A 25,472-nucleotide genomic window follows, 5' to 3' on the forward strand; every position below is an offset into this window, starting at 1 on the left:
TCATATTAGTTCTTCTCCCCTAACCCGGCTGCTACCTCATCATTAGTATACACATAAAGATGCTGATCATTTTGGCGTATTACTTCTCTAACAATATACCGCGGTCTTCCTTTAGTTTCATTAAATATTCGAGCAACATACTCTCCTATTATACTTAGAGATAATAACTGAGCAGCCCCTAAAAATAAAACAAGCACTATAATCGTTGAAAATCCGTATGGAGTATCTGGTTTGAAGAAATGAAGAAATACATAATACACAATACCTATTAAAGATATGAGAGTTACAATAAAAGCAAAATTAGATATCCACTCTAATGGTTTATAGGAGAAATTAAAAATCCCCATTTTAGCCCACTTTAGATTAGCTAAAAATGGTATTGAAGTTTGTCCAAGTTCTCTATCATCTCTGGTATATTCAATACCTGTCTGTCTAAATCCAATCCATGCTCTAATGCCTCTAAAGAAAATCTCTACTTCTTTTAATTTCTTTATTTCTTCGACGACAACACGATCCATCAGACCAAAATCGCCAGCATCTAATGGCATATCAATGTACGACATTTTTTTGAATATTCTATAGAATGCTTTATAACCTATTCTTCTCAGTATAGAGCCTTTTCGCTTTGTTCTGATGCCGTAGATAACTTCGTACCCTTCCTCCCATTTTGCAACAAAATCCTTGATCATTTCAGGAGGGTCTTGGATATCACCATCAATTAATACGACTGCATCACCTTTAGCATAATGAATACCAGCTATTGTACTTGGCTGAGAACTACCAAAATTCCGAGCCATAGATAACCCACATACATTAATGTCTATTTCAGTCAAAGATTTAATTTCTTCAATTGTTCTATCTGTACTGCAGTTATCAACATAAACTAATTCATAATTGTAATTCTTTAAATTTTTAAAAACATTAGTTACACGGTCATACATACGTCGAATATTTAACTCTTCATTATAAACGGGTACCACGATTGATATTAATCTTTTACTCACTTTTGGCTCTCCCTCATCACTATAGTATTGGAATTCTTCATTTTAATCATTTGTGAGATGCTAATTCCTTCGCGTAGGAGGAAATAAAAACCTAAAACGGTTATAGGAATATACTGGAATACTCTCAACACAAGTGCATAACTAAGTGATAATTCTTTGGAAACGTTAAATATTTCAAGTGCTTTAGAACAAAAATATTCTAGTGTTCCCACATATCCAGGAGATGATGGAATCATGATTCCAAGATTGACAACTACTAATACAAACATTCCTATATAAATCGTGCTTGAAAAATGAAACGCCTCAGCGATCGCATAAAACAAGTAACCTTCCATACTCCAAATTAAAATAGAATACAACGCTATTGGCAATAAATTACGTTTGTTTTTAATAACATCAAAACCTCTTGTGAACTGTTCGAAAATACTGTTAATCTTCTCACTCATTTTTGGCTTTAAGGGCCGACAACATAACAGAATTAATCTTTGAGTGTGCTCTTTAAAAATCACCATTGATATGACAAAAATTAAAGCACATAAGAATAGAATAGCCGTTAAATATCCAATAAGTTTTACCCAATCAGGAAAAGGAAACAACATAGCTGTTACCCCTAATAATAATATTAAAGTTAATCCATCATAAATTCTTTCTAAAATAACTGTTGAGAATGCTGCTGTTTTGCTAATTTCTTCCTTCCGCCCAATTAAATAGGCTCTAACAAATTCTCCAAGTCTAAGAGGTAATGTATTATTAGCCATATAACTAATACATATTATCGGAAATAAATTAGATGATTTTACATATTTAATACCCCTTAACATTAAAGACCAACGTAAACTCCTAACCCAATAACTCATTAACTGAATGAAGACAGCAGGTACTAGAATCAGATAATTAATATTTTGAAGTATTTGACCTACCTGTTTAAACTCAATATTACGCAACAATACGAATACAAAGAGCAAGCTGATTAAAATACCAATACACAGTTGAATTTTTTTCATTTTCAGGTCCTTACTTACATATTTTTTTGAACTACATACTCTTTTGTGTATAAATTATCCACTGATCAGTATTTATTGTTTTGATGTAACCTAGATTTATTATTGCATTTTCATAATTTGCTGATAATGATTTTAAGGTTATTACGATCGCATCATATTTAGATTTTTTAGCCATACTAATTAATAATTCAGGTGTATCCACCAATTCGATTAAATTTCTAACTTCATTACCAAACACAGGATAAATGGCAGTATTGAGTTCATTGTATATTAGAACCCTGCCTCCACCTCTATTAAATAAATCATTTGATTTTAATCCATATTTATTTTCGTAGAGAAAGGGATGAAATGCAAGTCTTCGTTCTAGGGGAGTTTTATCCAAAGCCTGCATAAAACTTGTCGGTCTCGCTTCACCTTTTTGAATCATAAGATATACATGAAATAAGCTTATCAATATCAGTGGCAAAACAACAATTACTGGAAGTCTCCATTTATCAATTGAAATCAATAATATCCTTATCAAAATAACTGTAAAAATACCTAATAAATAAGGAGCAAAATATCTAAAAGACCATGACTGCCATATTGTCGTACCAAAAAGTAGGAAGAACCCAAAAGATATAATAGAAACAGTCACAATAATATTAAAATTTTGATGTAACCATTGTTTATTAATATTTTTTTTCAAGTATAAATAAATGAATACAGGTGCAATTAATAAAATCACACCTAAATAACCTGTATCTTTCCCAAGAACCCATACAATCTCATTTAAATGGACTGGGGTAGAATAACTACTAATTAGGCTACCCAAAATCCCCTTAGTATTCAATATCACGTTATTAATATTGAATACTGCTTTCTCAGCTTCAACTCTCTTTAGGAAATTACCATATACAAATATGTTAACAATATATCTTGAAATTCCAATAAAAAAAAGTAATGTTCCCGCGGTTAAACATTTTATCTTTTCCGATACATTTAATTCGACTTTCACGAAAGTTACATATAAAAACAAGGTTACAAATAAGAGCATAGCTGCTGGAAAGACAGTAATTTTTGATCCTGCCAGAAGACCAGTTGACGCAAAAGCCACTATAATTATAACAGAATTGTGTCTCCTCTGTTTAAAAATAATAATTAACCATCCAAAAACCAAAGTTAATGTTACGAAGGATAAAAGATCTCCCTTTACAGTCATAGAAAGCCCAATTGTTACAGGTAACGTTCCAACAGCTAAACCAATTAATAAGTTATATTTAGGCTCCAATTTAAGTATAGATGCAAACCAAGTAAATACGAAAACTACATATAACCATATTTCCACGTTGCCAAAAGAAGTTGCTTGATCATTTTTAGCAATTAATGAATAAAATAATGCGTTCAATTCCCCGTTCCATTCATTAGAGAAAATATTCACTGCTATAGTAGGCTCCGCTGCAAAAAGTGACATTTCTTGTGTAAAAAAGAATATCTTCGGCAGCTCATAGACTATCGCATCCCAAGTTGTATCGAAAAAAAATAAACTTCTGTAAAATAAAATGCCAAAAATAAATAAAACGATTATTACAATGATAGGTGCAAAGCCATCTCTTATAAAATTCAAATCATCTATAACAATATTTTTCTTGTAATTTGTATACTTATAAATAATCATCAAAATAAGTATTAGTATTGCGAATAATACAACTAGATTTAAACCGGTTAATGCTGTTACAGAGGACAGTACAAGCATGATCCCTATCATAAAAACAAACGTTAAGGTCCAAGCTGCAACAATTGCCTCCAACAACGTTTTACAAAATTTCCTGCAAATTTGTGACAATACAATTACAGCAATAGCCTTTAAGGTGAATGCGAAAACAATTAAATTAGAATATTCACTCATTTTTTTCTCCCGCAATCTTTGAATCAAGTTTATATATGTTTATATCGTTAATCTTTATTTCTCCAGAACCTTGACTCCATCCTCCTAGACCAATAGCTAAAGTATAATCATTCATTTCTTCGTTTGCAGTTATAATTGTTTTAAAAGTCTTTGAGTCGAATTGACTTGTGAAAATATTAATTAATTTTCTTTTCCCCAATAAAGAAATGTGTGCTGCACCTTCATTAGGTCCTTTAACATTGGCTGATAAGTTAACTTCTAACAAATAAGTACCCTCTTCCAATTGCATTGGAGCAGTTAAGGCATTATCGGCAAGAGTCAGAGATGAAATTTTTAAGTCGGTGATATTATAAGTTGCCTTATCCTTTTCTGTACCTGACCAGAAGTTCCAATTAAGGTTATCTTTAGAGTATTTTAATCGAATGTCAGATTCTTGAAGTTTATTCAAATTATAATAAGTCGCATATTCAAAATCTTCTTTTGTTTTAACAAGAATGTTTTCTTTAATAAGAGGTATATACTTTTTGTCTACAAGTAAATAATCACTTTTTAAATCTGCAAAATCATAACTTTGTAAATGATCTTCAGTCATCTTCTTAAAATAGTCCTCAGCAAGACTTCTTTCGTCAGAGGGCAAATACCTATCCCCTCTATAAACTTTAAAATCCATATATACTAAGTGTCCTGATGCCGCAGCGAGCTCTTGATTAGGACTCAAGAACGTAATTGTTTTATTTTTCTCAAGCCCTCTGAGTTGCGTTACTAATTTTTTTTCTTCTATACTCCTTGGCTGGTACGCAAAGGTTATTGAATTACCAATTGAAAGAACATTTATAAGTACAATGAACAGTCCAAGAATAAAAGATACTGAATAAAAATATCCGCGAAATTTTTCATATAACATTGAAATTCCTAAACATGCTATTGGGACCGAAACAAAGCGAAGCAACATCGCTGTTTTAATTTTCGAATCTGTAAATTCGAAAGCAACTAGGGATATTATTGAAATAAAAAAAGGAACTATATATAGCAACCATAAATTAAAATTTTCAACTTTTCGTTTTTGCCAAATTACTGTTAATCCTATGCATGTTAAAAGGCTATTGGGGCCAGCTGAAATGACAACGTAATACCATCCTTTCAGACTATGCATATTAAATAATGCTGGATTTTCTCCAGCACTTGCCCAACGAGTTGCTTGGAATAGTAGTGGGAATACAGCACAAATAAAGAACAAAATAGATAAAGCTATTATTATGGCAGTTGTAATTCTTGATTTAATATTAACCTTATTATTCCAAACTAAAAATACCATAAAAATGAAGTAGACTACTACTATTATCGGCGCTAATATATAACTGCTTAACGCTCCACCAACTGCTGTAATTGTTAACAACACCGATCTGGTATGAACTTTAATTTGATTTTGAATTAGTAATACCCAAAGTATCTGCAAACAAATAATTGCAAACACATGCTGGGGCAAATATATAAAGTATGTAAAAGGATCCTCCAGCCAGAAACCTGGTATATCTGTTGTGTGCAGTAAAGAACCAATAGGAAAATTACTTTTCACAAACAGTGGAATTATACCTGCAATAAACGTTAACAATAATAGACCAACTATCACTACTGTTTTTTGAAGTTTCAACATATTTGCTATTCTAATAAATACATTTAAAGTTTGCCAACAAACCCAAATCAAAGACAAACAAAATACAACAATGAACGAACTGGATAACGCTGATATTTTAACTATGAAACCTAATGCAGCATAAAATAATACATTATAAGCAAATGTCCCCTCAGGATAATATGGATTCACCGGAGGCCAACTTTGAGAATTAGCTAACGATAATACAGCAGCTACTTGTTTTGGAAAATCATATATTGGTGGAAATTTGTATTCTATTCCTCTTCCTAATATTGTTGGAGCAAAAACAGCTATGATTATTGCGATAAAAGCGACTTGTATAATAAGTGCAAGATTCAAATCTGGAAATTTCGGCTCCCAATGCTTTCTTTTAATAACTAAACAAATAGCTAATAAATTTAGGCTGAAACCAGTTATTCCACCTATTAGCAATGATCCTGTTAATAGTAACGAAAACATGCATAACAAGGAAAGGATAATGAATCCGATTACCTTTTCTTCTGGCATAAAACTTTTAGCGTTTGTTGATGAAAGGAAAGCTCTTGGAATAAAAGCTCCTGCCCAAAAAAGTAAAAACAACAAACATAATAATGATGTTAAATTAATTACCTGCAATACATAACTCATTGAAATAAATGCTCCTTTTCAACAAAGCAAGCTTCTTTTTAATGAACTGTTACTTGTTCAAGCAACTCTATATCATATAATGTTAATTTAGCACCCGTATCGAAGTATGCGGATTCTCTATCAGTGAAAAATCTCAATACACAATTCTCGATGGCAGCATCTGAACTAATAAACTCATACTGTTGCTCTACTAACTGATTATTGCTTGATATCTCAACCTTATATTGAGGAAGTACGTCCGGAAACATATCAATGTTTAATCTTGAAACCCCTTCTGATTTCGCTTTAAATTTAAGTAAGTATTTCGTATTCTTCTTAAGTTTTAATGAATCAGATTGAAGCAACATCTTTGGCTCTTGATTTTTAGCAACCATTTTGTATACCTCAGTTGTATCTATTATTTGCTTTTCAACGAAGTCTTTATTTTCCGATAAATTTATGTTGATTTTTGTAAATTGTTGCTTCGTTAATACTTTATAAAGATCTTCTACAAAATCTTTGCAAAAATACAATTGAGGTTCTGTAAAATTCAAAATAATTAATTTTTTATTTAATACTTCGTTTTCCCAGTTCAATGATTGAATAGGCTTTGATTCTTCTTCTGGAAAACTAATCTTCGTATTATAATAATAGAAAAAATCAAGCCTGTCATAAATACTATTTTTTTTCATAATCCGAATTAGCCTATCACTAAAACTATCTCCTACAATTAAAATATTGGGTTTATAGTAATCCCCTTCTCTAGAAGAAAATTCTAAGTGAGGGACATCACTTTTGGGTGCCTCCACAAGATTCATTAAGTTAGCAATATCATTTTCATCATTTTCAGGAATCTGATCAACTATAATTTTTTTGTAATTTGGATTAAAAATATTTACATTTAGTTCCATTGAACTTTTTTTAATTAATTCTTTTAATACCAGCAGTGCCCCCAATTCATTCCAATGATGACCTCCATCTGAAAAAAATGGGTATTCTATCTTATTTTTCTGTTCATTTAATACTTTAAAACCGTTGACATAATTAATATCATATTTATCTAATAAAGGAATGAATTGTTCATATGTTCTATTTGCGCTCTGTGTCAGGTTGCTATATTTAGCTGGTATTTTGTCACTATATAAGGTTGCCTTGCTAGGGGCAATATTATAAATAAAGGCTGTACCACGCTCTTTAAGTAAACGCTGAATCACAGCCATTTTTTCTACAAGTTTATCCATATCTTCGCCATTAATATCACTGTCTTTAAATAAATCATTGATGTAAGTTCTAGAATACAGTGTTTTATTTAAACCAATTTCAATGTCATTATTGGTCGATTTATTAAAGAGCTCATATTTAATTTGATTATAACTTTTCACTGCATATCCTCTTATGCTTAAATTTTCATTATAGAACTTCTCATATTGTTTGGGAAAAATCCCTTGAAGAAAGCTTTGTAGATTTAGTTTTGGTTTTTCTGTTTTTTGTTCTACGCCTGCCAACGTAATGGGAGGTAGAACATGTAGTAAACTATTAAGAGTAGGAAATAAAAGCAACAGCATAAAAATTGCTATATATACCTTTTGAAGTACATTCTTCATTTGTTCACTCTTCCCTCACTAAAATCTAAAATAAATAAAAGGGTTATGCGTTGTATTAATTAAATATAGTATACAAATGACAAAAATAATCAATATTGAGATGTTATGAATTACATTAATAGCAATGCTTTTTTTATTCTCCAATACTATTTCTAATCTATTAATAATAGGGAAAGAAAACAGGATTGCAAGTAAGAAAACAACTACCATTTCAGCATCCAAATATTTTATTATGTTATAGTAATTGAATACACTTTTCCCATCAAAAATTATCATTTTTTTAATAAATACAAAAGCATCGCTCATCGTTTCTGTTCTAAAAAAGACCCATCCAACCATTACAATTACCCAAGTATATAAATGTCTTAACGGTCTCCATAGTTTAATCAATAATCCTCCAAGAAATAAACCTTCAAGAGATAAAAATAGACCATGGTAAAAACCCCAAACAAGAAAATTCCAACTTGCACCATGCCAAAGGCCACAAAGTATAAAAATAGTAAATTTGTTAAAGTGGGTTCTTAACTTACCTTTTTTATTCCCACCTAATGGGATATAAAGATAATCTTTAAACCATGTAGATAAGGATATATGCCACCTACGCCAAAATTCATGGATATTTTGAGAAGAATATGGATATTTGAAATTCTCCAAAAATTTAAACCCAAAAATTCTAGCTAAGCCTATAGCCATATCGGAATAAGCAGAGAAATCAAAATAAATTTGCAGCATATAAGCTAATATTCCGATCCATGCAACAATTTGCGGAGTATTTGAAATGTTTCCTTCAAAAATAAGATCGGCAAACTGTGCAAGATAGTTAGCAATAATCACTTTCTTTGCTAGGCCTATTACAAATCTTTTAATTCCATATACAATGTCATCCATATTTATGTTGCGATTTGTCAATTGATCCGCGATATCATGATATCTGACAATGGGGCCAGCAACTAATTGTGGAAAGAATGAGATATAAAGAGATAAGTCAAAAATATTTTTTTGAGCAGGTACTTGTTTACGAAAAACATCTATGACATAGGACATTATATGAAATGTAAAAAAAGAGATCCCTATAGGAAGTGTAATATCACTTGTTATTACACTTGTAATCGAGTATCCGAATTTGGATAAAACATAATTAAAATTTTCAAAAACGAAATTCAAATATTTGTAGAATACAAGTAGACCAACATTTAATATAATCACTATTATTAATAAGCTTTTTTGAATAGACTTATATTCACTATATTTATCTATCGCAATTGCTAAAATATAATTAAAAAGAATGGAAATTAACATAATAAAAACTGCCTTAGGCTCACCCCAAGCATAAAAAAGCAAACTAAATATTAATAGTAGTATATTTTTAAACCTTGCATTAATTAAATAGTACATACCGAGTAAAGTAGGTAAAAACAAAAACAAAAAAACATTAGAACTAAAAACCATGTAGGTTCTCCTTTGAGATAACAATTAAATTGGCAATTGATTTATTAAATTACTAATGTTTATTCAGTCTTATAATTAAAATTGACAATATTGAATGCCAAATTACGTGGATCTGTCCCAACTTTAATAGGGGTTCCACTATATTTAATATTGATATTACTTTCACCAATATCTATCGGAACACTAACATCTATCTTTTCTGAAATGTTTGGTTCAACATTCACTCTTTTAATCAATTTCTCTTTATACCATAATTCTATATTTTCACTCTTAGAGACATTCGGTGGTAACGTAACTTCAAAACTTACTTTTACTTCTTTTTTTTCAGATGAGAAATTTAATACTGACATATCAACAGCGCCGGAGGCCCATCTCCAAGTCCTTACATCATTTCTTTCTATATCATATACGCCTGATTTAAAATCGATTAATACATTGCTTGTGGATACTTCCATATTAGCAATCCGATCTGGTGAACTAGGGCTATATGTTAGCATAACTCCATTGGTATTCATCTTTGGAGATCGGTTTTCCGGCAATAAATGCGGATAAATATACCCATCATTTGACCAATCACTTATTATTTCATGATCTCTTAAAAAATAAGCGAGAAGTTGTTTATGTTTTGCTAAATTTTGCGGGACTATTAAGTTAATTGGTTTATTATTATCTTTTAATTGATCATAGAGCAAGTAATATTGGCCCAAAGGGTTGGTAGTATTACCTGTATATTGTCTCATCTCTTGAACATTAGACTTAGAGGAAAAATAGCTAGTTGATAATCCGAATATTACAAACATAACAACCCATAATATTATTCCATATTTATATAGCCTGCCTTGTTTGTATAAATAGTAAACTGTCATACCTATAATTGGTGGAACTAACACAAACGAATATTGCACTGTCTTATATATGCTCCATGTTTGTCCTCTTTCATCAGGTAACCATGGATTTTTAACAAAAAATAAGAAATAACAAATAATTAATAAAAATGGTGTTACCAATACTAAAATGTTTCCAATTTGTTCTTTCCATTCCACAGATTTAATAAAATTCTTCAAGATTAAATAAAGCCCTGTAAAAACAAATAGTGCTAAAACGGCATATAAAAGAGGATAGCTATTGGATAGTCTAATTTTAATTTCGATTGGAACAGAAAACACGATTAGGATGTAATCCCACAACGTATATGGTATGTTCCAACCAACTACAGCATTTAATTGAGTTTTTATAGCTCTGTATGCATTGTACAATGAAATATTAGATAATCCAGTTGTCACAATAATTATTGATAATAATCTAACTGCTACAATTTTTATTTTTTCTTTAACCTGAACACCAAATTTTATCATTAAAAACAAAATTGATAATGTAATAAATGGGAGTAATTCACTGTAAGTAACGATCAATGTTGAAAGAGAAATCGAAGCGATTAATACAAAAGTGTAGCTATTTTTCCAACTAATCATATTTAAGAATACTACAAATAAAAACAAAGCAATAAAAATCCCATATGCTTGTGGAGAAAATCCTAAATAAGAATACATAATTGGAATGCTTGCATGGAAAGCAGTGAATATTACTGCAATAATCGAGGCCAGTTTGGGAAGCTTTAGTCCTACTCTACAAAATAAATGCATGGTGATTACCAGACAGAATTGACCTATTGCTAAAACTGGCATAAATAAAGCAATCGAGAAATGTTCTTTGAAAAGCACTGTAAAAAAAGAAAGGATAAATTGGAATCCCATTCTAAACCCAAAATGCTGATAAAGACTCATTTGTGTAAGCGATGGAAAATATGGATTCGGATCTGCCTTTTCAAAATAACTGAAATTTTGCAAATAATCTGCAATAGAGATATAAGTAAATCCATCAATAAAAGGATTTAAAGCATTAAAAAGAAGAATAGGTAGTAAAATTACTATCCCTGACAAAAATGCTATTAAAAATGTAGCAAATTGTCCTTTAGATGGTATCAACCCTTTTACAATAATTCCGCGCTTATAGGCAAAATATATAGACAAACTACTACTTAATATGGAGAAAACTAGTAAGTAATGAGCAAATTGCTTCACTGATAATCCAATATAACTCAAAATAGAGCTTGAAAGTATTAACCAACAGATCCCTAACACAAAACTAAATTCAATAATGTATTTGCGATTTACAGTAGGGATTAATAATATACTAAGCCAAATACCGGAGCAAAATATAATAATTAAACTCGATGTATAAAATAATAGTGATCCAAAATCAAAGTTTAGCATATTTCAAACTCCCTAATTATACATTTTAATTGATACTAACAAACATTCTATCTTTAATTAGTTGAAATTGTTCTTCCCATTGAACTCTATATTTTTGTATTTGATAAAAATTCTCTTCAAAAGATAATTCTTTTATATTATTAAGAAAACAAGTTTCAAAACATGCTGGATCTACGAAAAACGCATTCACGCCTCTTCTTTCTACAGTAACAAATTTATAACCATGCTCTTCAAATAGCTTTCTCCACGCTGTTATTGAAACTCCAAAATACAAGTAATTCTCGTAACTACCATAATCCATCACAAAATCTTTATCATATACAATAGTCATACTTTGATCTGGACCAAAAGCAGAGTTATATTCTACAACAAATATCTTAGGTCTCAACCCATCTTCTAACATTTTTTTCACAATGTAATAATCATTACCATCAATATCAAGAGAAACGACATCAGGATTTTTATATAGTGAACGAGAGAGTATCTCTTCTGTATTTTCCAAGTTAACAAACAAAGGGTAAGCTTCTACACCTAAAGCTAAGGGTAATATGTGTTCTCTTAATCTCGAGACCGCTTCCAAGTTACCTTCATACATAGTACCTTCGTACTTTCTTCCTAAAGCTAGCCAAGAAGTATTATTTTCAAGCCCTTCTGATGCACCAACTTCTATAAAATAATAGTTTGGATTAATTATTCTTCTAGTTAAATAGTCAATAATTCCATCTTCACCATTTTGACTAAATGCTGAAAATTCCCAGCTTATCGGGTTTGTCTCATCGATGTCTCTAAGTTGTGATGTAACAGCACCCTTGGAAAGTGCAATATTAATTCTTTGCAGAAACATTAGGTTTTCCACTGGAAATTCTCCATTCTCACTTTATATATTTAAATCTTAAGAAATAATAAGCAGCCTTCAATCTAATACGAATTTTGGAAAATGTGCTTTTTCGCTCTATTTGTGTTTCTATTACCCTACTTATACACCAACTCCAAGGTACATAACCATTATGTTTTTTGAGTAAGTTGAATGCTTCTTTGAAGTGTCGTTCTTTATTGTTTCTTGTTTTTGTCCCTTCATGATCACGCGAGCATGCTGTAAAATCACGTAAATATCCGATTTCCCCCTGCTCGAGCAATCTCCACCATAAATCATAGTCCATGCACATATGTAATGATGCATTTATTCCATTACTTTTTTCCCAAGCATTATGTCTGATTAAAGTAGCAGGTTGGCAAATAATACAAGAGTTTGAAAGTTGTTCTACTGAAAAGTTAACTGTGGGATACTCAAATAAAATCTGGTTCTTGGGATCAGTTATATAAGCTTGAGAATACACGGCAGCACATTGTTTGTTCATTTCTAAATATTCCACCATTTTGATTAACCCATTTTCCAGATATGTATCATCGGCATTGAGCCAACACACATAATCAGAGGGAGCTAACTTCTTCACTCCCTCATTTATTGCCGCGGCTTGTCCATTATCAGGATGCGATCTCCAGAATGTAATATGTTGTTCATATTTTTTTATTATAGAGAGTGAATCATCAGTTGATCCTGCATCCATTACTGCAATTCTAATATCCAAGTTTGGTTGATTTATAATACTTAAGAGTGCTTCTTCTAGAAAGTGTCCTTGATTCAAATTTGGGACAACTACCGATACGGATGGTAGTAACCTTGTTATACTTTCTTCTTGTACCATGTTTCAGTAATCATCACCTTATGATAAATATCTAACATTTGTTGAGCAGCTGTGTGCCATGAGAACTTTTGTGCTTGGCCAACAGATTTCTCGATAAGCTCAGTCCTAAGCTCCTTATTATTTTCAAGATTATGCATTGCTATTAATAAGCTTTTTACATCTGTTGGATCTATTAGGATCCCTGCTTGGCCTATTACTTCTGGAATACTCGAAGTATTACTTGTTATTACTGGTGCACCACAACTCATGGCCTCTAGAACCGGTAACCCAAAACCTTCATATAGAGAAGGATATATAAAAGCAAAACACTTTGAATACAAAACTGATAGTTCCTCATCGGATACATAACCAAGAAATTTGATCTTATCAGCTATCCCCAACTCGTTAATTCTATCTTGAATATCTTGCTCCATCCAACCTTTTCCTCCAGCAATATATAAAGGCTTCGGTTCGGTCTGCTCTTCAACTAATTGTGCGTATGCCTCCAGCAAAAGCCGATAATTTTTCCTTGGCTCAATTGTTCCAACTCCTAACCAAAACGAATCGCTTAAACCAAACTTTTTTTGAACTTCTTGTATGGTTGTTACATTTGTCACTTTAGTTAATGTCGGTCTAGAACCTAAATATACGACAGAAATTCTTTCTTCCGGGTAATAAGGGAAATACTTCATAAAGCATCGTTTAGAGAACTCAGAAATTGTTAAAATATGATCTGCATATATACTCGCTTCAAATGCGCCTTCAAAACATACTAAACGATTCGCCTCAGTCGTATATTCTGGACAATCTAAATATCCCATATCATAGATAGTCATTACCCTCTTGGCATTCACATTACTTGGAAAACTGAAATTATTCGAATGAACAATATCAGGGTTCCCCAGCATTTCACTTTTATCAACGTTATCTTTCCATTTTTGATTAAAATGATTTAACGAGTTATTTATGAAATGATTTGTAACATTATGCTGGGTGCTCTGGTAAGCCTTTTTATAATCCGGATGCCGATAACCATAAAACAATGGATACAACATGTATTTATTTTCTTTATCAATTTCAAGCAAATGAGAAATCATTTGTTTTGAAAAAAAGCCACATCCAGCCATTTCTTCTGCAGTTTGGCTAACATCAAATCCAATTTTCACTTACTTAGCCTCCGCCTCCAACATAGCTTTTCTGGAACTCTTCAACCAAGACATCATTACTCTAACCTGAGAAAGCCTAATATATCTTTGATATTTCATAAATGACAGAGCAGATTTTTTGACTAATTCCTTTACGAACTCATAATTCTCTTTTTCATTCCCGCGGGTATACCCTGCCTCTTCAGTAATTACATGAGCAAGATTGTATATCCATTTTTCTGGGGCTGACCCAAACTTCTCTTTAAGCATTAGTATTATTTCTTCATGAACCGCTCTTCGACTTCCTAATGTTTTGTTATCAGAATAAAGTCTAGATCCAGCTAGTTTCTGTTCAAGAAAATAAAAAGGCTTTTCGCGTCCTATTCTAAGCCAGAATTCATAATCCATACAATATCGTAGCTCTTTGTTTAATATCCCATATTTGTCGACAACAGATTTCCTGAAGAATACAGCTGGTTGACAGATATAACATATCTCCTTTAATTTTTCATAATCCCATTGTTCTGTATAGTAGTCTTCCATATAATTGTCATTTTCGTCGATGTGGTCTGCTTTACCATAAATCACATCAATGTCAGGGTTGTTATCAAATATTTCAATAACTTTATTTAATGATCCTGGATAATAAACATCATCCGAGTTTAACCAGCCTATTATTTCACCTTTAGCTTGAGTCAACCCTTTATTTACCGCGTCGGATTGACCTTCATCTCTTTGTGAAACATAGGAAAGCAGCTCACCATAACTTTGAAGGACTTCAACAGAACTATCTTTGCTCCCACCATCAAAAACAATTAATTCTAAATTCTCTATTTTTTGATCAAGAATACTATCTAAAGTTCTTTTTAGAAAAACACCTTGATTATACGATGGGGTGACGATTGAAATCTTTATTGTCATTTTTGTTTCAAATCCTTTAAATTATTTTACGCTCCATGAAGCGTTTTTAATGAATTAGCTGAGTTCTTTTCCCTTATATCAACCTTTATTATTTGCACCCCTAATTGACGGTCATCTGGGATGCCAATTTCATTAGGCCTAAAGGTTGGTTGCACTACCAATAAAATCTCACGAGTTACCTTGGGTAAATCTTCAGTTATTACTAAAAGTGAATCTGTGGTCAAGGAATATTTCTTTATTTTCCCATTAATACTCAAATGCAATTGTCCTCGCCTATGAGGAGAAATAGAAGGAAGAATCAATTCCACATATAAATAACGATCTACTGACTCATTATTAATTGAAATATCAACAACTTCCCCGCTCCAATTATCACCGTATATCCCATTAATTGAATATTTATTAAATGACTCAACGTTTGCTACTTTACATAGTAGTTCATGGTATTGTTTAATCATATTACTATTATCAAATTTTTTAATTTGTTCATAACCTTCTCGGACTAGCCTATCTCTTACACCTGTGTCGGTTACAATGTTTTTCATAACTTCAGCAATTTCTTCGGGTTTTCTAGGATCAAAGTAAAGGACTGCATCTCCCCCCACCTCAGGAAGACTTGTGTTTTTACTGCAAATCACAGGAGTTCCCATCGACATCGCTTCGGCTACGGGAATTCCAAATCCTTCGAACAAACTTGGAAATATTAAAAAGTTAGCATTCTCCATTAGCACCGATACTTCATGTTCAGTAACATATCCCAAATGATGTACTCGATCTTGCAACTTCATTTGATTGATTAATTCGCTAAAATAAACTTCTTGTTTTAATAAACTCCCTGTCAAGCATAAATGTAAGTCTAATTCAGGGTATTTATTAATGAATATTGACATAGCCGTGAGAAGAACACGATGGTTTTTGTGTGACCAAAAATTTGCTGGATAATAGGCGTAGCTCTTACCTTTTAGACCGAGTTTATGAATGATCTCAGCTTGGTCAATGGAACTATTTCCATTCAATCTGTCCTGAATACTGATATAAATAACTTCAGCTCTATCTTGAGGATAATTTAGCGTCTCTATCAATGTGTTCTTGGTGAATTCTGAGATACATACTACATAATCCGCCAGTTCAGATATCCCTTTATAATAATTATCACGTACAGCTTTCTCTTCTTCTGTGAAAAATTGCGGATAATATTTATGTTGCAAATCATAAATCAAACTGAGAGTAGGTATGCCAGGTTCTGAATAATTCACCGCGCTCATAGGACAAAACAAAACATCAATTGATCTAGATTTTAGAATTGAAGTTCTAGGCAGTTTCACTGATTTGAATATTTTTTTTGAAATCTTTTTAATCTTATTGAATATTTTTCTTTTAACTTTATAAAAGAAACTAGTTTTAATGGGTTGTTGTGGCTTGCTAGATGCTTGAACTAATATTCTCTCAATTCCGTATTGCTCGAATGCCTCGAAGTACTGATGATTCCATTCAGCTGTTAGCAAATAGTATTGATCATTGCTATTGAATTGAGCTAAGCCTTTAATTAGCTCGATAACTAATTGAAAAGCTCCACCCATTTCACCAGTATTTCTAATTGGGACAACATCAATCGCTACTTTCATCTCACACCTGACCTTGTTTTTCTTGCAAAAGCTTCTCTAACTTTTGAATCGATTCCAATCTTGCTTCTCTGTCTGCCTCTGACTCCTTCAAAAGCTCTTCTAGTTTTTGAATTGACTTTAATCTTGCTTCTCTATCTGCTTCTGACTCCTTCAGCAGCCCTTCTAATTTATGAATTGACTGCAACCTTGCTTCTCTATCAGATTCACATTCACAAAGCAATTGATCTAGTTTTTTGTTATTTGCTAGCCTTATCTCAGCTTCTTTACTAACTCTATTCACTTCATCGTATAAATCAAGTAATGCTAATATGAGCCTTGTTTCTGGTTTCGATTTCAAATGCTCTGTAACTTGATCGTTACCAGCTTGTACTAATTCCTCAGCACTTGCAATTAAAAACATATCATAAGGAAACAATGGATCTACAAAATTAATGTACTTAAATCCAAAAGATTCAAGAAGCATAGTGACTGCTTTAGTACTAAATAAGTATAAATGCTCTTGATCCTTAAGTTGAATTAGAAAAGGATCGTTTGTTGCAACCATTTCTTCATAACTCATATGGTTATAACATGGTGTTTGAATAACGATTATCCCATCATTTTTAATTACTCTAAGGGTATGTTTCATTGACTCTACTGGATCAGTAAAGTGTTCGAGAACATCCATCATAACAACTATATCTTTTAAATCCATATCTTCCGAAACGTCTTCAATTTTACTATTAATAATCTCCACTCCGTGAGAATTCCTACCATACTCGGCGACCCATGGACTTAATTCTAGGCCTTTTGCATCAAAACCAACACTCTTAAGCATCTGTACAAATGCACCGGGTCCGCTACCGATCTCTAACGTATTACCTGTATTTTTATACTTTAAGATGGAACGAAGCCAGTACAGACATCTTTCTGTTAAATCTCTTCTGGATCTTTGAAATATGCTCGGATGACCTAAATCTTCTGTTTGATGGCCCATCCAATAGTTTTTCCCATAAAAAGCTTCTTCATCATTCTCAACTTCATAGTACATTGTAATTTGCCTTGGTGTGTTTATTAGGGTTTGGCATTCTCTACACTTTTTATATTTTTCACTGAAGTTATCCAATTCCGTACAACCACACCAGCATTCTAATATCTCAATGGAGTTATTTTCTTGCATACTTTACCTCATTCCTTTGAATTACTTCAATCGTATTAGCTATACCCTCAATTTCAAACGAAGATTTCATAAACGCCACCCCGTGGAACGATCTCCATGTTGGTTTCATTATTTCTAGTGTCATGCAACCTTCAACTAAATCATAAATCTGATTGCTTACTTCAGTCTGACAATCTGTAGCACCAACCATAACCGTATATAACCCTTGAAAAAGATTCATCTCTAAATTAAATGAAGCTTTAATAATATTGCCTTTCCTTGCGCTCAAAATATTTTTATTAAGCATATATGAGTTTTGTCCAAATACTACTGTGTTATGCCTGTCGGACATTTGAAATGTAAATGTTAAATCATCAACATTTTCAATAATCTCAGAGAATATATGTAAAGTTAAATTATCACCAGTGTTTGCTGTTCTAGCTTCTTTACCATCACTATCGCAAAAGATTGCTCCAATAACTCTTACTTTACCGTCTCCACGACGAATACCAACAGCATTTTGAATATTCTGTATGCTCTCCTCTGGAATATCCATCTCCACTATACCATTAGGATTAATTTCAACTAGCTCTCCTTCTAATTTCCGGTTAACTAAATTCTTTTTATTTAAAGAATAAAAAAGATTAACCATCTCTAATGGACTACCCTCATTAGTAACTTTACCATTATTGAGGATAAGGACGCGATCACAATATTTTTTTACGCTTTGCATATCATGAGTAACAAGTATGATTGCTGCCCCATTAGCCTTAAGTTTTTGGAGGAAATCAAAACACTTTTGTTGAAAGAAGATGTCACCTACGGACAATGCTTCATCTACTACATATATATCTGGCTCTAAGCTTGCATATAGTGAAAAAGCTAACCGAACATACATCCCTGAAGAATAGGATTTCACAGGTTGATGTATAAAGTCGCCTAGTTCTGAAAATTCGAGAATAGATGTTAATTTCGCATTTAGATATTCATCAGAAAAACCTAACAGCTTTCCACTTGTAAATATGTTCTGTAGACCTGTAAGTTCTGGGTTAAAACCTGTTCCTAATTCAAGCAATGAAACCATATTTCCTTTGACCTTCATGCTGCCACTAGATGGATAAAGCGCTCTTGATAATATTTTCAAAAGCGTACTTTTTCCAGCACCATTATGTCCAATTACGCCTATACATTCTCCTTTTGATACAGAAAAACTAACATCTTTTAGAGCCCAAAAGTCAGCATGCTTCTTCAATTTTCCAAGCGTGATCCACTCTAGTAATCGATGATGGGGCTTAGAATAAATCTTATACTTTTTAGATAAATCTTTAATCTCAACAACAAAATCATTTTTAACCATCATATGACATCCCTTATTTCAGAACGCAAAATTTTCAATACAAAAATGCCTATAAAAACTGAAATGCAAGTGAAGATAACCATTAGCGCCCAATTAGAAGTAGTAGGGATCTTGCTGTATACAATAATTTGCTGTAAGGAATCAATAAAATAAAAAACTGGATTATAATTAATTACACTTGCGAAAGAAGTAGGTAAAAGCTCCTTAATGTACACAATAGGGGTTAGCCACATCCAAATTTGTATAAAACTAACTAAAAATTGACCTACATCTTTAAAGAAAACATTAACTGTTGCAAATATGAATGCAATTCCAGTAGCGAAAAGAACGAACATAATCAAAATGACTGGGATAATCAGCCACATTATAGTTACTACATGTCCTAAAATGAGCACAATAAATAAGAACAACACCATAGAAATGAATAATATGATTGTTGAGGTTAATGATACTTGTAGCATGAATATATATTCTGGTATAGCTAATTTCTTCAAATATGTTGAATTAACAAGAAATACATTACTTCCTCTTACAACAATATCCGAAAATGATATCCATGGAATTAATCCAGCACATAAATAAATTGCAAATGCACTGGACGATTCCATGTTCGGTATTTTGGCAATCATAACTTGTGAGAATATATAGGTGAAAATTAGTATTTGGAATAAAGGCTGCAATACGTTCCAGACAGCTCCTAATGATGATCCAGCGTAACGATTTTTCAGTTCTGAAATTGAGTTGTCCCAAATATACTTTCGATATTTCCAAATACTATCCATACCTTACCACCTAGCTATTCGTTTTATACCATTCAATTGTGTTCTTTAAACCATTATCAAAATCAGTTTTCGATTTAAAGCCAAATTCCTCATAAGCCCGAGTCGTGTCTAAGCTTCTCCTAGGTTGACCATCCGGTTTAGTACTATCCCAAATTATTTCACCAGTAAATCCAGTCATTTCAGCAATCTTTTCTACTAAGTTCTTTATGGAGATTTCGTAACCTGCCCCAAGATTAATCGGATCACTTTTGTTGTAAGATTCCATTGCTGCAACAATCCCTTCTGCAGCGTCTTCAACATACAGGAACTCTCTAGTAGCATTCCCTGTTCCCCAAACAGTGATCGAATTGTCACCATTCTTCATAGCATCGATACACTTTTTCACCAATGCAGGAATAACATGGGATGTATTAGGATCAAAGTTATCTCTAGGACCATAAAGATTCACAGGTAAAAGGTAAACTGAATTGAAATTGTATTGCTCTCTGTACGCTTGGGACTGGACTAGCATCATTTTTTTAGCCAATCCGTATGGCGCATTAGTTTCTTCAGGATAACCCAACCACAGATCCTGTTCAGAGAATGGTACGGGTGTGTACTTTGGATATGCACAAATTGTACCAATCGCGACAAATTTCTGCACGCCAAAGACTCTCGATTGCTCAATTAATTGAGTACCCATCATCAAATTATCATAGAAGTATTTACCTGGATTTTCTCTGTTAGCACCAATTCCACCAACAACTGCTGCAAGGTGAATAATATAATCAGGTTTCATATCATGAAACATTTTAGTAATACCAGCTTCTGTTATTAAATTATAATCCTTGCTTCTTGGAACAAATATATGTTTATAACCTTTTTCCTTTAGTTTTTCTACAACATGGTGACCTAAAAAACCAGCACCACCTGTCACTACAATTCTTTTATCTGTCAACATGCAGGCTTTTCTCCTTCCAATAATGGAAAATGTCAGCTAAAGTTTGTTCAATATTATATTGAGGAAGCCAACCAGTTAATTGTCTAAGTTTACTGCTTTCTCCCACTCTGACCGGAATATCATTATTCCTTACTTTTTGGGGATCAACATAAATTTCATACCTATTGATATTTGCTTCTCTGAACAATATTTCAATTATATCTCTTAAGGAAATTGCTTTACCAGAGCTAACATTGTATGTTTCCCCATTAACTCCAAACTTTAATAACCGGATATAAGCTTCCACAACATCTCTAACATCAAGAAAATCTCTTTTAACATCAATGTTTCCTGTACGTAGTATTTTTTCATTTTGCCCTGCCATGGTTGCTACTTGGTGAGCAAAACTCGAGCAAACAAAGTCTATTGATTGCCCTGGACCTGTATGATTGAAAGGACGTGCAATTACGGTATTTAAACCATATGAATTTGTAAATTGTCTACATAACAGTTCGGAACAAGCTTTAGCTGCTGAATAAGGACTTTTAGGATCATAGTGTTCAGTCTCAACCAACACGCTATTGTTATTTCCTCCATACACATCAGCCGAACTAACATATAAAATTTTTGAGTTTAATTCTAATTCTTTTACACACTCAAGTAAGTTTAATGTCCCATTAAAAATAATTTCATATGTCTTTAATGGATTAATAAATGAATCAGGTATAAAGGCTGGGCCTGCAAGATGAACAATGTAGTCGGGTCTGTAGGATGTTAATATTCCCTTTAATTTAGCTTTATCCAGAATATCACATTTGAAATCATCGTTCTTACGATTATTATAAAATGCTTCCGATCTAGCTATCCCTAAAACTTCCATATTTTGTTTCATCATTGATTGAGACAACACGGTCCCAACAAAACCGCTTGCTCCCGTAATTAGTGCTTTCAGAAAAATCACACCTTATCGTATTTCTTTTCGCACTCTCTCGAGATCACTATCAACCATCATTTTCACTAACTGCTCAAACCCAACCTCTAACTTCCAACCCAGTGTCTCTTTCGCTTTCGTGCAATCTCCAAGCAAAAGGTCCACTTCAGCAGGACGAACAAACTTCGGATCAATCACAACATAATCTCTCCAGTTTAAACCAGCGTGAGTAAAAGCAATCTCCACAAGTTCTTCAACCGTGTGAGTCTCTCCAGTTGAAATAACAAAATCATCAGGTGTATCTTGTTGCAACATTAGCCACATTGCTTGTACATAATCGCCTGCAAAACCCCAGTCACGTTTGGAGTCAAGATTTCCCATTCTAAGCTCATTTTGCAGCCCAAGTTTAATGCGAGCTACCGCGTCTGTTACTTTTCTGGTCACAAATTCAATGCCCCTGCGCGGTGATTCATGATTGAACAAGATCCCTGAACATGCAAACATATCGTAGCTCTCTCTATAGTTAACCGTGATCCAGTGGCCGTATACTTTAGCTACTCCATAAGGGCTCCGCGGATAAAATGGCGTTGTTTCAACTTGCGGGGTTTCAACCACTTTTCCGAACATTTCACTGCTGGACGCTTGATAGAAACGAGCATCAGGCTTAACCAAACGAACGGCTTCCAGCATATTGGTTACCCCGATAGCTGTGGATTGACCTGTTAAAACCGGTTGAGCCCATGAAGTTCCTACAAAAGATTGTGCAGCAAGGTTGTAAACTTCATCTGGATTCGAAATTTTCACAGCTTGAATTAAAGATCCAAGATCCTGTAAATCGCCATCAATGAACTCAATTTCATTTACAATATGTATAATATTATCCAAAATTGGAGAACTTGTTCTTCTTTTAAGTCCATATACTTTGTAACCTTTAGAAAGCAGTAACTCAGCTAAGTAAGATCCATCTTGTCCTGTAATCCCAGTAATTAAAGCTCTTTTCTGTGACATTATTATTATCTCTCCTAAGCATTGATTTATAAGTAATGATCTAATTTCTGTGTCCTTAACTCTTTTAAAAGCAGCTTTACTTCTTGTGCTTTATCTTTCGTACAAATTAACGTTACATCATCTGTATCAACAACAATGAGATCTTCAATCCCCAGTGTTGCTATTAATTTGCCGTTGTTACTCTCGATTATGCAACGTTTGGTATCGATATTAAGTATATTACCACGTATAACATTGCCATCATCATCACGATCATTAATTCGATCCAAAGCAGTCCAGCTTCCAACATCATCCCATCCAAGCGTACACGGAATGACATAGATGTTTTCTGCCTTTTCCATAATCCCATAATCAATCGACTGATCTGGCATTTTAGCAAATTCAGATTTAATGATCTCTTCACGGCTACTCAAATGGAAACCTTGCTTCATAGTTTCTAATATATCATGAAGTTGTGGCAACAACCTCTGAAAGTAATGCCGAATCGTAGAAATTTTCCAAATAAATATCCCGCTGTTCCAATAAAAATTACCTGACTTCAGATAGGCTTCTGCAGTGTTAACATCCGGCTTCTCAACAAATCGATTTACCTTATAAACATCAAGCTTATCTACTACCTGCAGCTCCCTTGTACTCTCAATATACCCATAACCCGTTTCCGCGTATGTAGGCGTAATTCCTAAAGTTACAAGATTGTTGTCAGTTTCAGCCACTTGTACAGCCGCTTTCAAAATCTCCATAAAGCCTTCTTCATTCTCAATGATATGATCCGAGGGTAAAACAATCATTGTACTATCAGGAAACTTCTCTTCAATAATAATGGAAGCTAAGCCTACACATGGCGCTGTATTTCTACCCACTGGCTCAATAATGATATTCTCTGCTGGTAAATGCGGAATTTGCCCTCTTATCAGCTCAGCATAAAGTTCATTTGTGACAATGAATATTTGACTAATATCTATAAGGGATTCAAGTCTCCCAACCGTCTGTTGAATCATCGACTTGTTTCCAGAGATATTCAAAAACTGTTTAGGAAGGTTTGTCCTGCTTTTGGGCCAGAATCGTTCCCCTTTACCACCAGCCATGATTACAGAAGTAATCGTTCTCATATGGTTACCTCCGTGATTTATGTCTTAAGTGATATATTTCAATCTCTTTTGAATTAATGAACCTATTGCTTTAGGTGAAAACTGCTCTTTGATCGTCATTTCTCCATTTCGAGCAATCCTGCTATAAAAATCATGATCATTTACGAGCTTTTCCATATAGGATGCTGCATGATCGACATTAGGGTCAGCCCAGTATTGATATGCCTGATAAGGGCCAAAGTCTTTCCCTAATTGAATCAACTCATAGTCAACCAGACAGGAATTATCATGCTTCATAAAATCGATATTGGATGACCAATTCGTGCCTATAACTGCTTTCCCTAGATACATAGCCTCAGCTAGTCCAAGTCCAAAGCCTTCTGAACGATGTAAGGACACAAAACAGTCAATTACAGCTAAAAGTGCATTAACATCACTGCGATGATAAGTTTCTTTTATCAGATAAATATTGGGATATCCATGAATCAATTTCTCTAATCGTTTCATTTCATCGGGTGTTGATTTGGAGTTGTTCACCTTTAACACTAATCCAACACTTACATCTTCAGGTGAAAAAGCTTTTTTAAATGCGTGAATCGCAGCTTCCGGGTTTTTGCGATCTTGATAGCTATGGGCATCATACATGGACAAGAATAAGAAAGGATCTTCTGGGAGAGCAAAATATTGCCTAGAACGTTCTTCTTCTATAATAACTTCAATACTGTGTGGTATTTTCACGACGGGTACAGGGCTCTTCATAGAAATTGAATCAAGAACGAAGTTAGAAGGTACCCAAACTTCATGAACAAACCGGAAGTTTTCCACCCACTCATCTGGAAAATCAGGCAATTCCCAGTGCCAATAACCAATATTATATCTATTCTGAAATATTTCGTTTCCCTTATTTGAATATACTTCCATCATTTGCTCGGCATTTATATGAAAGATGTTAACATTATAAAGAGGTTCTTGTATTTCTTTATGTTTCCAAGTAAGATCGCCCATCCGAGATGAGTTAGTTCCTTCAAAATTAATAATTCCGAATTGATGGTTTACAGCTGTTAAACTTTTAGCGGCGATTCGACAGGATTCTCCAATCCCCATTTCTGCCCTTGAATAGCCAATTAAATTTATTCCAGTCTGAGTCCCAATAGAGCGACTATTGTCCTGCTTATTTAAAGAGATATCATCTAGTGGATACGCTCTGGATAGTAAATTTTTCTTAACGAACTTCTTCAACCTAGAAGAAAGCAGTGGATTTAAGTGCCTTTTTCCATAGACAGCTGATTTATAAAGTAACTTAAATATAGCTTTTTTCAATTCAATTATTCACCACCAAAAGTCTATCAATTTACTTCTATTTTTGTCTATCAAATGTCCGAAAAAGTTTC

The 25,472-nt window shown here is 33.1% G+C and carries 20 protein-coding genes; all 20 read right to left on the minus strand.

Translation table 11 applies throughout. The features are described from left to right. Window positions 1–5: 5 nt before the first annotated feature. From AC58UX_RS11315 to AC58UX_RS11410, 20 genes are read right to left on the minus strand one after another with little or no spacing between them, the layout of a single operon-like run. Window positions 6–1,004, minus strand: a complete 999-nt coding sequence (locus AC58UX_RS11315) for a glycosyltransferase family 2 protein (RefSeq protein WP_497252541.1) — start codon at window positions 1,002–1,004, stop codon at window positions 6–8. Next, complete coding sequence (locus tag AC58UX_RS11320) at window positions 1,001–2,008, minus strand: lysylphosphatidylglycerol synthase transmembrane domain-containing protein (RefSeq protein WP_497252543.1); 1,008 nt, start codon at window positions 2,006–2,008, stop codon at window positions 1,001–1,003. Before AC58UX_RS11320 ends, AC58UX_RS11315 begins: the two co-directional genes overlap by 4 nt. 31 nt (window positions 2,009–2,039) lie before the next feature. Beyond that, the gene (locus AC58UX_RS11325; RefSeq protein ID WP_497252545.1) at window positions 2,040–3,923 is read right to left on the minus strand and encodes a hypothetical protein; all 1,884 of its coding nucleotides are present in this window, start codon (window positions 3,921–3,923) and stop codon (window positions 2,040–2,042) included. After that, window positions 3,889–6,177: a hypothetical protein gene (locus AC58UX_RS11330; RefSeq protein WP_497252547.1), complete on the minus strand. Its 2,289-nt coding sequence runs from the start codon at window positions 6,175–6,177 to the stop codon at window positions 3,889–3,891. Before AC58UX_RS11330 ends, AC58UX_RS11325 begins: the two co-directional genes overlap by 35 nt. A gap of 38 nt (window positions 6,178–6,215) precedes the next feature. Further along, on the minus strand, window positions 6,216–7,760 hold the full coding sequence (locus tag AC58UX_RS11335; protein WP_497252549.1) for an alginate O-acetyltransferase AlgX-related protein: 1,545 nt from the start codon (window positions 7,758–7,760) through the stop codon (window positions 6,216–6,218). A gap of 18 nt (window positions 7,761–7,778) precedes the next feature. After that, window positions 7,779–9,209 carry an MBOAT family O-acyltransferase gene (locus tag AC58UX_RS11340; protein ID WP_497252551.1) on the minus strand — a complete coding sequence of 477 codons (1,431 nt, stop codon included), beginning with the start codon at window positions 9,207–9,209 and terminating at the stop codon, window positions 7,779–7,781. A 59-nt stretch (window positions 9,210–9,268) separates the two neighbouring features. Further along, window positions 9,269–11,482 carry a hypothetical protein gene (locus AC58UX_RS11345; protein ID WP_497252553.1) on the minus strand — a complete coding sequence of 738 codons (2,214 nt, stop codon included), beginning with the start codon at window positions 11,480–11,482 and terminating at the stop codon, window positions 9,269–9,271. A gap of 25 nt (window positions 11,483–11,507) precedes the next feature. After that, complete coding sequence (locus tag AC58UX_RS11350; RefSeq protein WP_497252555.1) at window positions 11,508–12,338, minus strand: hypothetical protein; 831 nt, start codon at window positions 12,336–12,338, stop codon at window positions 11,508–11,510. 16 nt (window positions 12,339–12,354) lie between these two features. Next, entirely contained in the window at window positions 12,355–13,188 is an 834-nt protein-coding gene (locus AC58UX_RS11355; RefSeq protein WP_497252557.1) for a glycosyltransferase family 2 protein, read from the minus strand. Continuing rightward, complete coding sequence (locus AC58UX_RS11360) at window positions 13,167–14,333, minus strand: glycosyltransferase family 4 protein (protein ID WP_497252559.1); 1,167 nt, start codon at window positions 14,331–14,333, stop codon at window positions 13,167–13,169. Before AC58UX_RS11360 ends, AC58UX_RS11355 begins: the two co-directional genes overlap by 22 nt. After that, entirely contained in the window at window positions 14,334–15,233 is a 900-nt protein-coding gene (locus tag AC58UX_RS11365; protein WP_497252562.1) for a glycosyltransferase family 2 protein, read from the minus strand. It abuts the gene before it with no gap. A gap of 26 nt (window positions 15,234–15,259) precedes the next feature. Beyond that, window positions 15,260–16,858 (minus strand): glycosyltransferase family 4 protein, encoded by a 1,599-nt coding sequence (locus AC58UX_RS11370; protein WP_497252564.1) that lies wholly within the window; start codon window positions 16,856–16,858, stop codon window positions 15,260–15,262. A gap of 1 nt (window position 16,859) precedes the next feature. Continuing rightward, complete coding sequence (locus AC58UX_RS11375; RefSeq protein WP_497252566.1) at window positions 16,860–18,017, minus strand: class I SAM-dependent methyltransferase; 1,158 nt, start codon at window positions 18,015–18,017, stop codon at window positions 16,860–16,862. Further along, window positions 18,004–19,353: an ABC transporter ATP-binding protein gene (locus tag AC58UX_RS11380; protein WP_497252568.1), complete on the minus strand. Its 1,350-nt coding sequence runs from the start codon at window positions 19,351–19,353 to the stop codon at window positions 18,004–18,006. Before AC58UX_RS11380 ends, AC58UX_RS11375 begins: the two co-directional genes overlap by 14 nt. Further along, entirely contained in the window at window positions 19,353–20,135 is a 783-nt protein-coding gene (locus AC58UX_RS11385) for an ABC transporter permease (protein ID WP_497252570.1), read from the minus strand. Before AC58UX_RS11385 ends, AC58UX_RS11380 begins: the two co-directional genes overlap by 1 nt. Window positions 20,136–20,145: 10 nt before the next feature. Continuing rightward, on the minus strand, window positions 20,146–21,075 hold the full coding sequence (locus tag AC58UX_RS11390; RefSeq protein ID WP_497252572.1) for a GDP-L-fucose synthase family protein: 930 nt from the start codon (window positions 21,073–21,075) through the stop codon (window positions 20,146–20,148). Then, window positions 21,062–22,015 carry a GDP-mannose 4,6-dehydratase gene (locus tag AC58UX_RS11395; protein WP_497252574.1) on the minus strand — a complete coding sequence of 318 codons (954 nt, stop codon included), beginning with the start codon at window positions 22,013–22,015 and terminating at the stop codon, window positions 21,062–21,064. Before AC58UX_RS11395 ends, AC58UX_RS11390 begins: the two co-directional genes overlap by 14 nt. 3 nt (window positions 22,016–22,018) lie before the next feature. Beyond that, a complete protein-coding gene (gmd, locus tag AC58UX_RS11400) occupies window positions 22,019–22,993 on the minus strand; it encodes a GDP-mannose 4,6-dehydratase (protein ID WP_497252576.1) in 975 nt (324 codons plus the stop codon). Window positions 22,994–23,019: 26 nt separating this feature from the next. Next, window positions 23,020–24,102 (minus strand): mannose-1-phosphate guanylyltransferase, encoded by a 1,083-nt coding sequence (locus AC58UX_RS11405; RefSeq protein WP_497252578.1) that lies wholly within the window; start codon window positions 24,100–24,102, stop codon window positions 23,020–23,022. A gap of 24 nt (window positions 24,103–24,126) precedes the next feature. Beyond that, window positions 24,127–25,401, minus strand: coding sequence for a glycosyltransferase family 4 protein (locus AC58UX_RS11410; protein ID WP_497252580.1), 1,275 nt, complete (start codon window positions 25,399–25,401; stop codon window positions 24,127–24,129). Window positions 25,402–25,472 lie beyond the last annotated feature (71 nt).

This window comes from Paenibacillus sp. J22P90 (assembly GCF_059692195.1).

Coding starts and splice junctions, on each gene's coding strand:
- AC58UX_RS11320 (WP_497252543.1), bottom strand. CDS start 2,008: ATGAAAAAAATTCAACTGTGTATTGGTATTTTAATCAGCTTGCTCTTT.
- AC58UX_RS11330 (WP_497252547.1), bottom strand. CDS start 6,177: ATGAGTTATGTATTGCAGGTAATTAATTTAACATCATTATTATGTTTG.
- AC58UX_RS11335 (WP_497252549.1), bottom strand. CDS start 7,760: ATGAAGAATGTACTTCAAAAGGTATATATAGCAATTTTTATGCTGTTG.
- AC58UX_RS11340 (WP_497252551.1), bottom strand. CDS start 9,209: ATGGTTTTTAGTTCTAATGTTTTTTTGTTTTTGTTTTTACCTACTTTA.
- AC58UX_RS11345 (WP_497252553.1), bottom strand. CDS start 11,482: ATGCTAAACTTTGATTTTGGATCACTATTATTTTATACATCGAGTTTA.
- AC58UX_RS11355 (WP_497252557.1), bottom strand. CDS start 13,188: ATGGTACAAGAAGAAAGTATAACAAGGTTACTACCATCCGTATCGGTA.
- AC58UX_RS11365 (WP_497252562.1), bottom strand. CDS start 15,233: ATGACAATAAAGATTTCAATCGTCACCCCATCGTATAATCAAGGTGTT.
- AC58UX_RS11370 (WP_497252564.1), bottom strand. CDS start 16,858: ATGAAAGTAGCGATTGATGTTGTCCCAATTAGAAATACTGGTGAAATG.
- AC58UX_RS11375 (WP_497252566.1), bottom strand. CDS start 18,017: ATGCAAGAAAATAACTCCATTGAGATATTAGAATGCTGGTGTGGTTGT.
- AC58UX_RS11380 (WP_497252568.1), bottom strand. CDS start 19,353: ATGGTTAAAAATGATTTTGTTGTTGAGATTAAAGATTTATCTAAAAAG.
- AC58UX_RS11385 (WP_497252570.1), bottom strand. CDS start 20,135: ATGGATAGTATTTGGAAATATCGAAAGTATATTTGGGACAACTCAATT.
- AC58UX_RS11390 (WP_497252572.1), bottom strand. CDS start 21,075: ATGTTGACAGATAAAAGAATTGTAGTGACAGGTGGTGCTGGTTTTTTA.
- gmd (WP_497252576.1), bottom strand. CDS start 22,993: ATGTCACAGAAAAGAGCTTTAATTACTGGGATTACAGGACAAGATGGA.
- AC58UX_RS11405 (WP_497252578.1), bottom strand. CDS start 24,102: ATGAGAACGATTACTTCTGTAATCATGGCTGGTGGTAAAGGGGAACGA.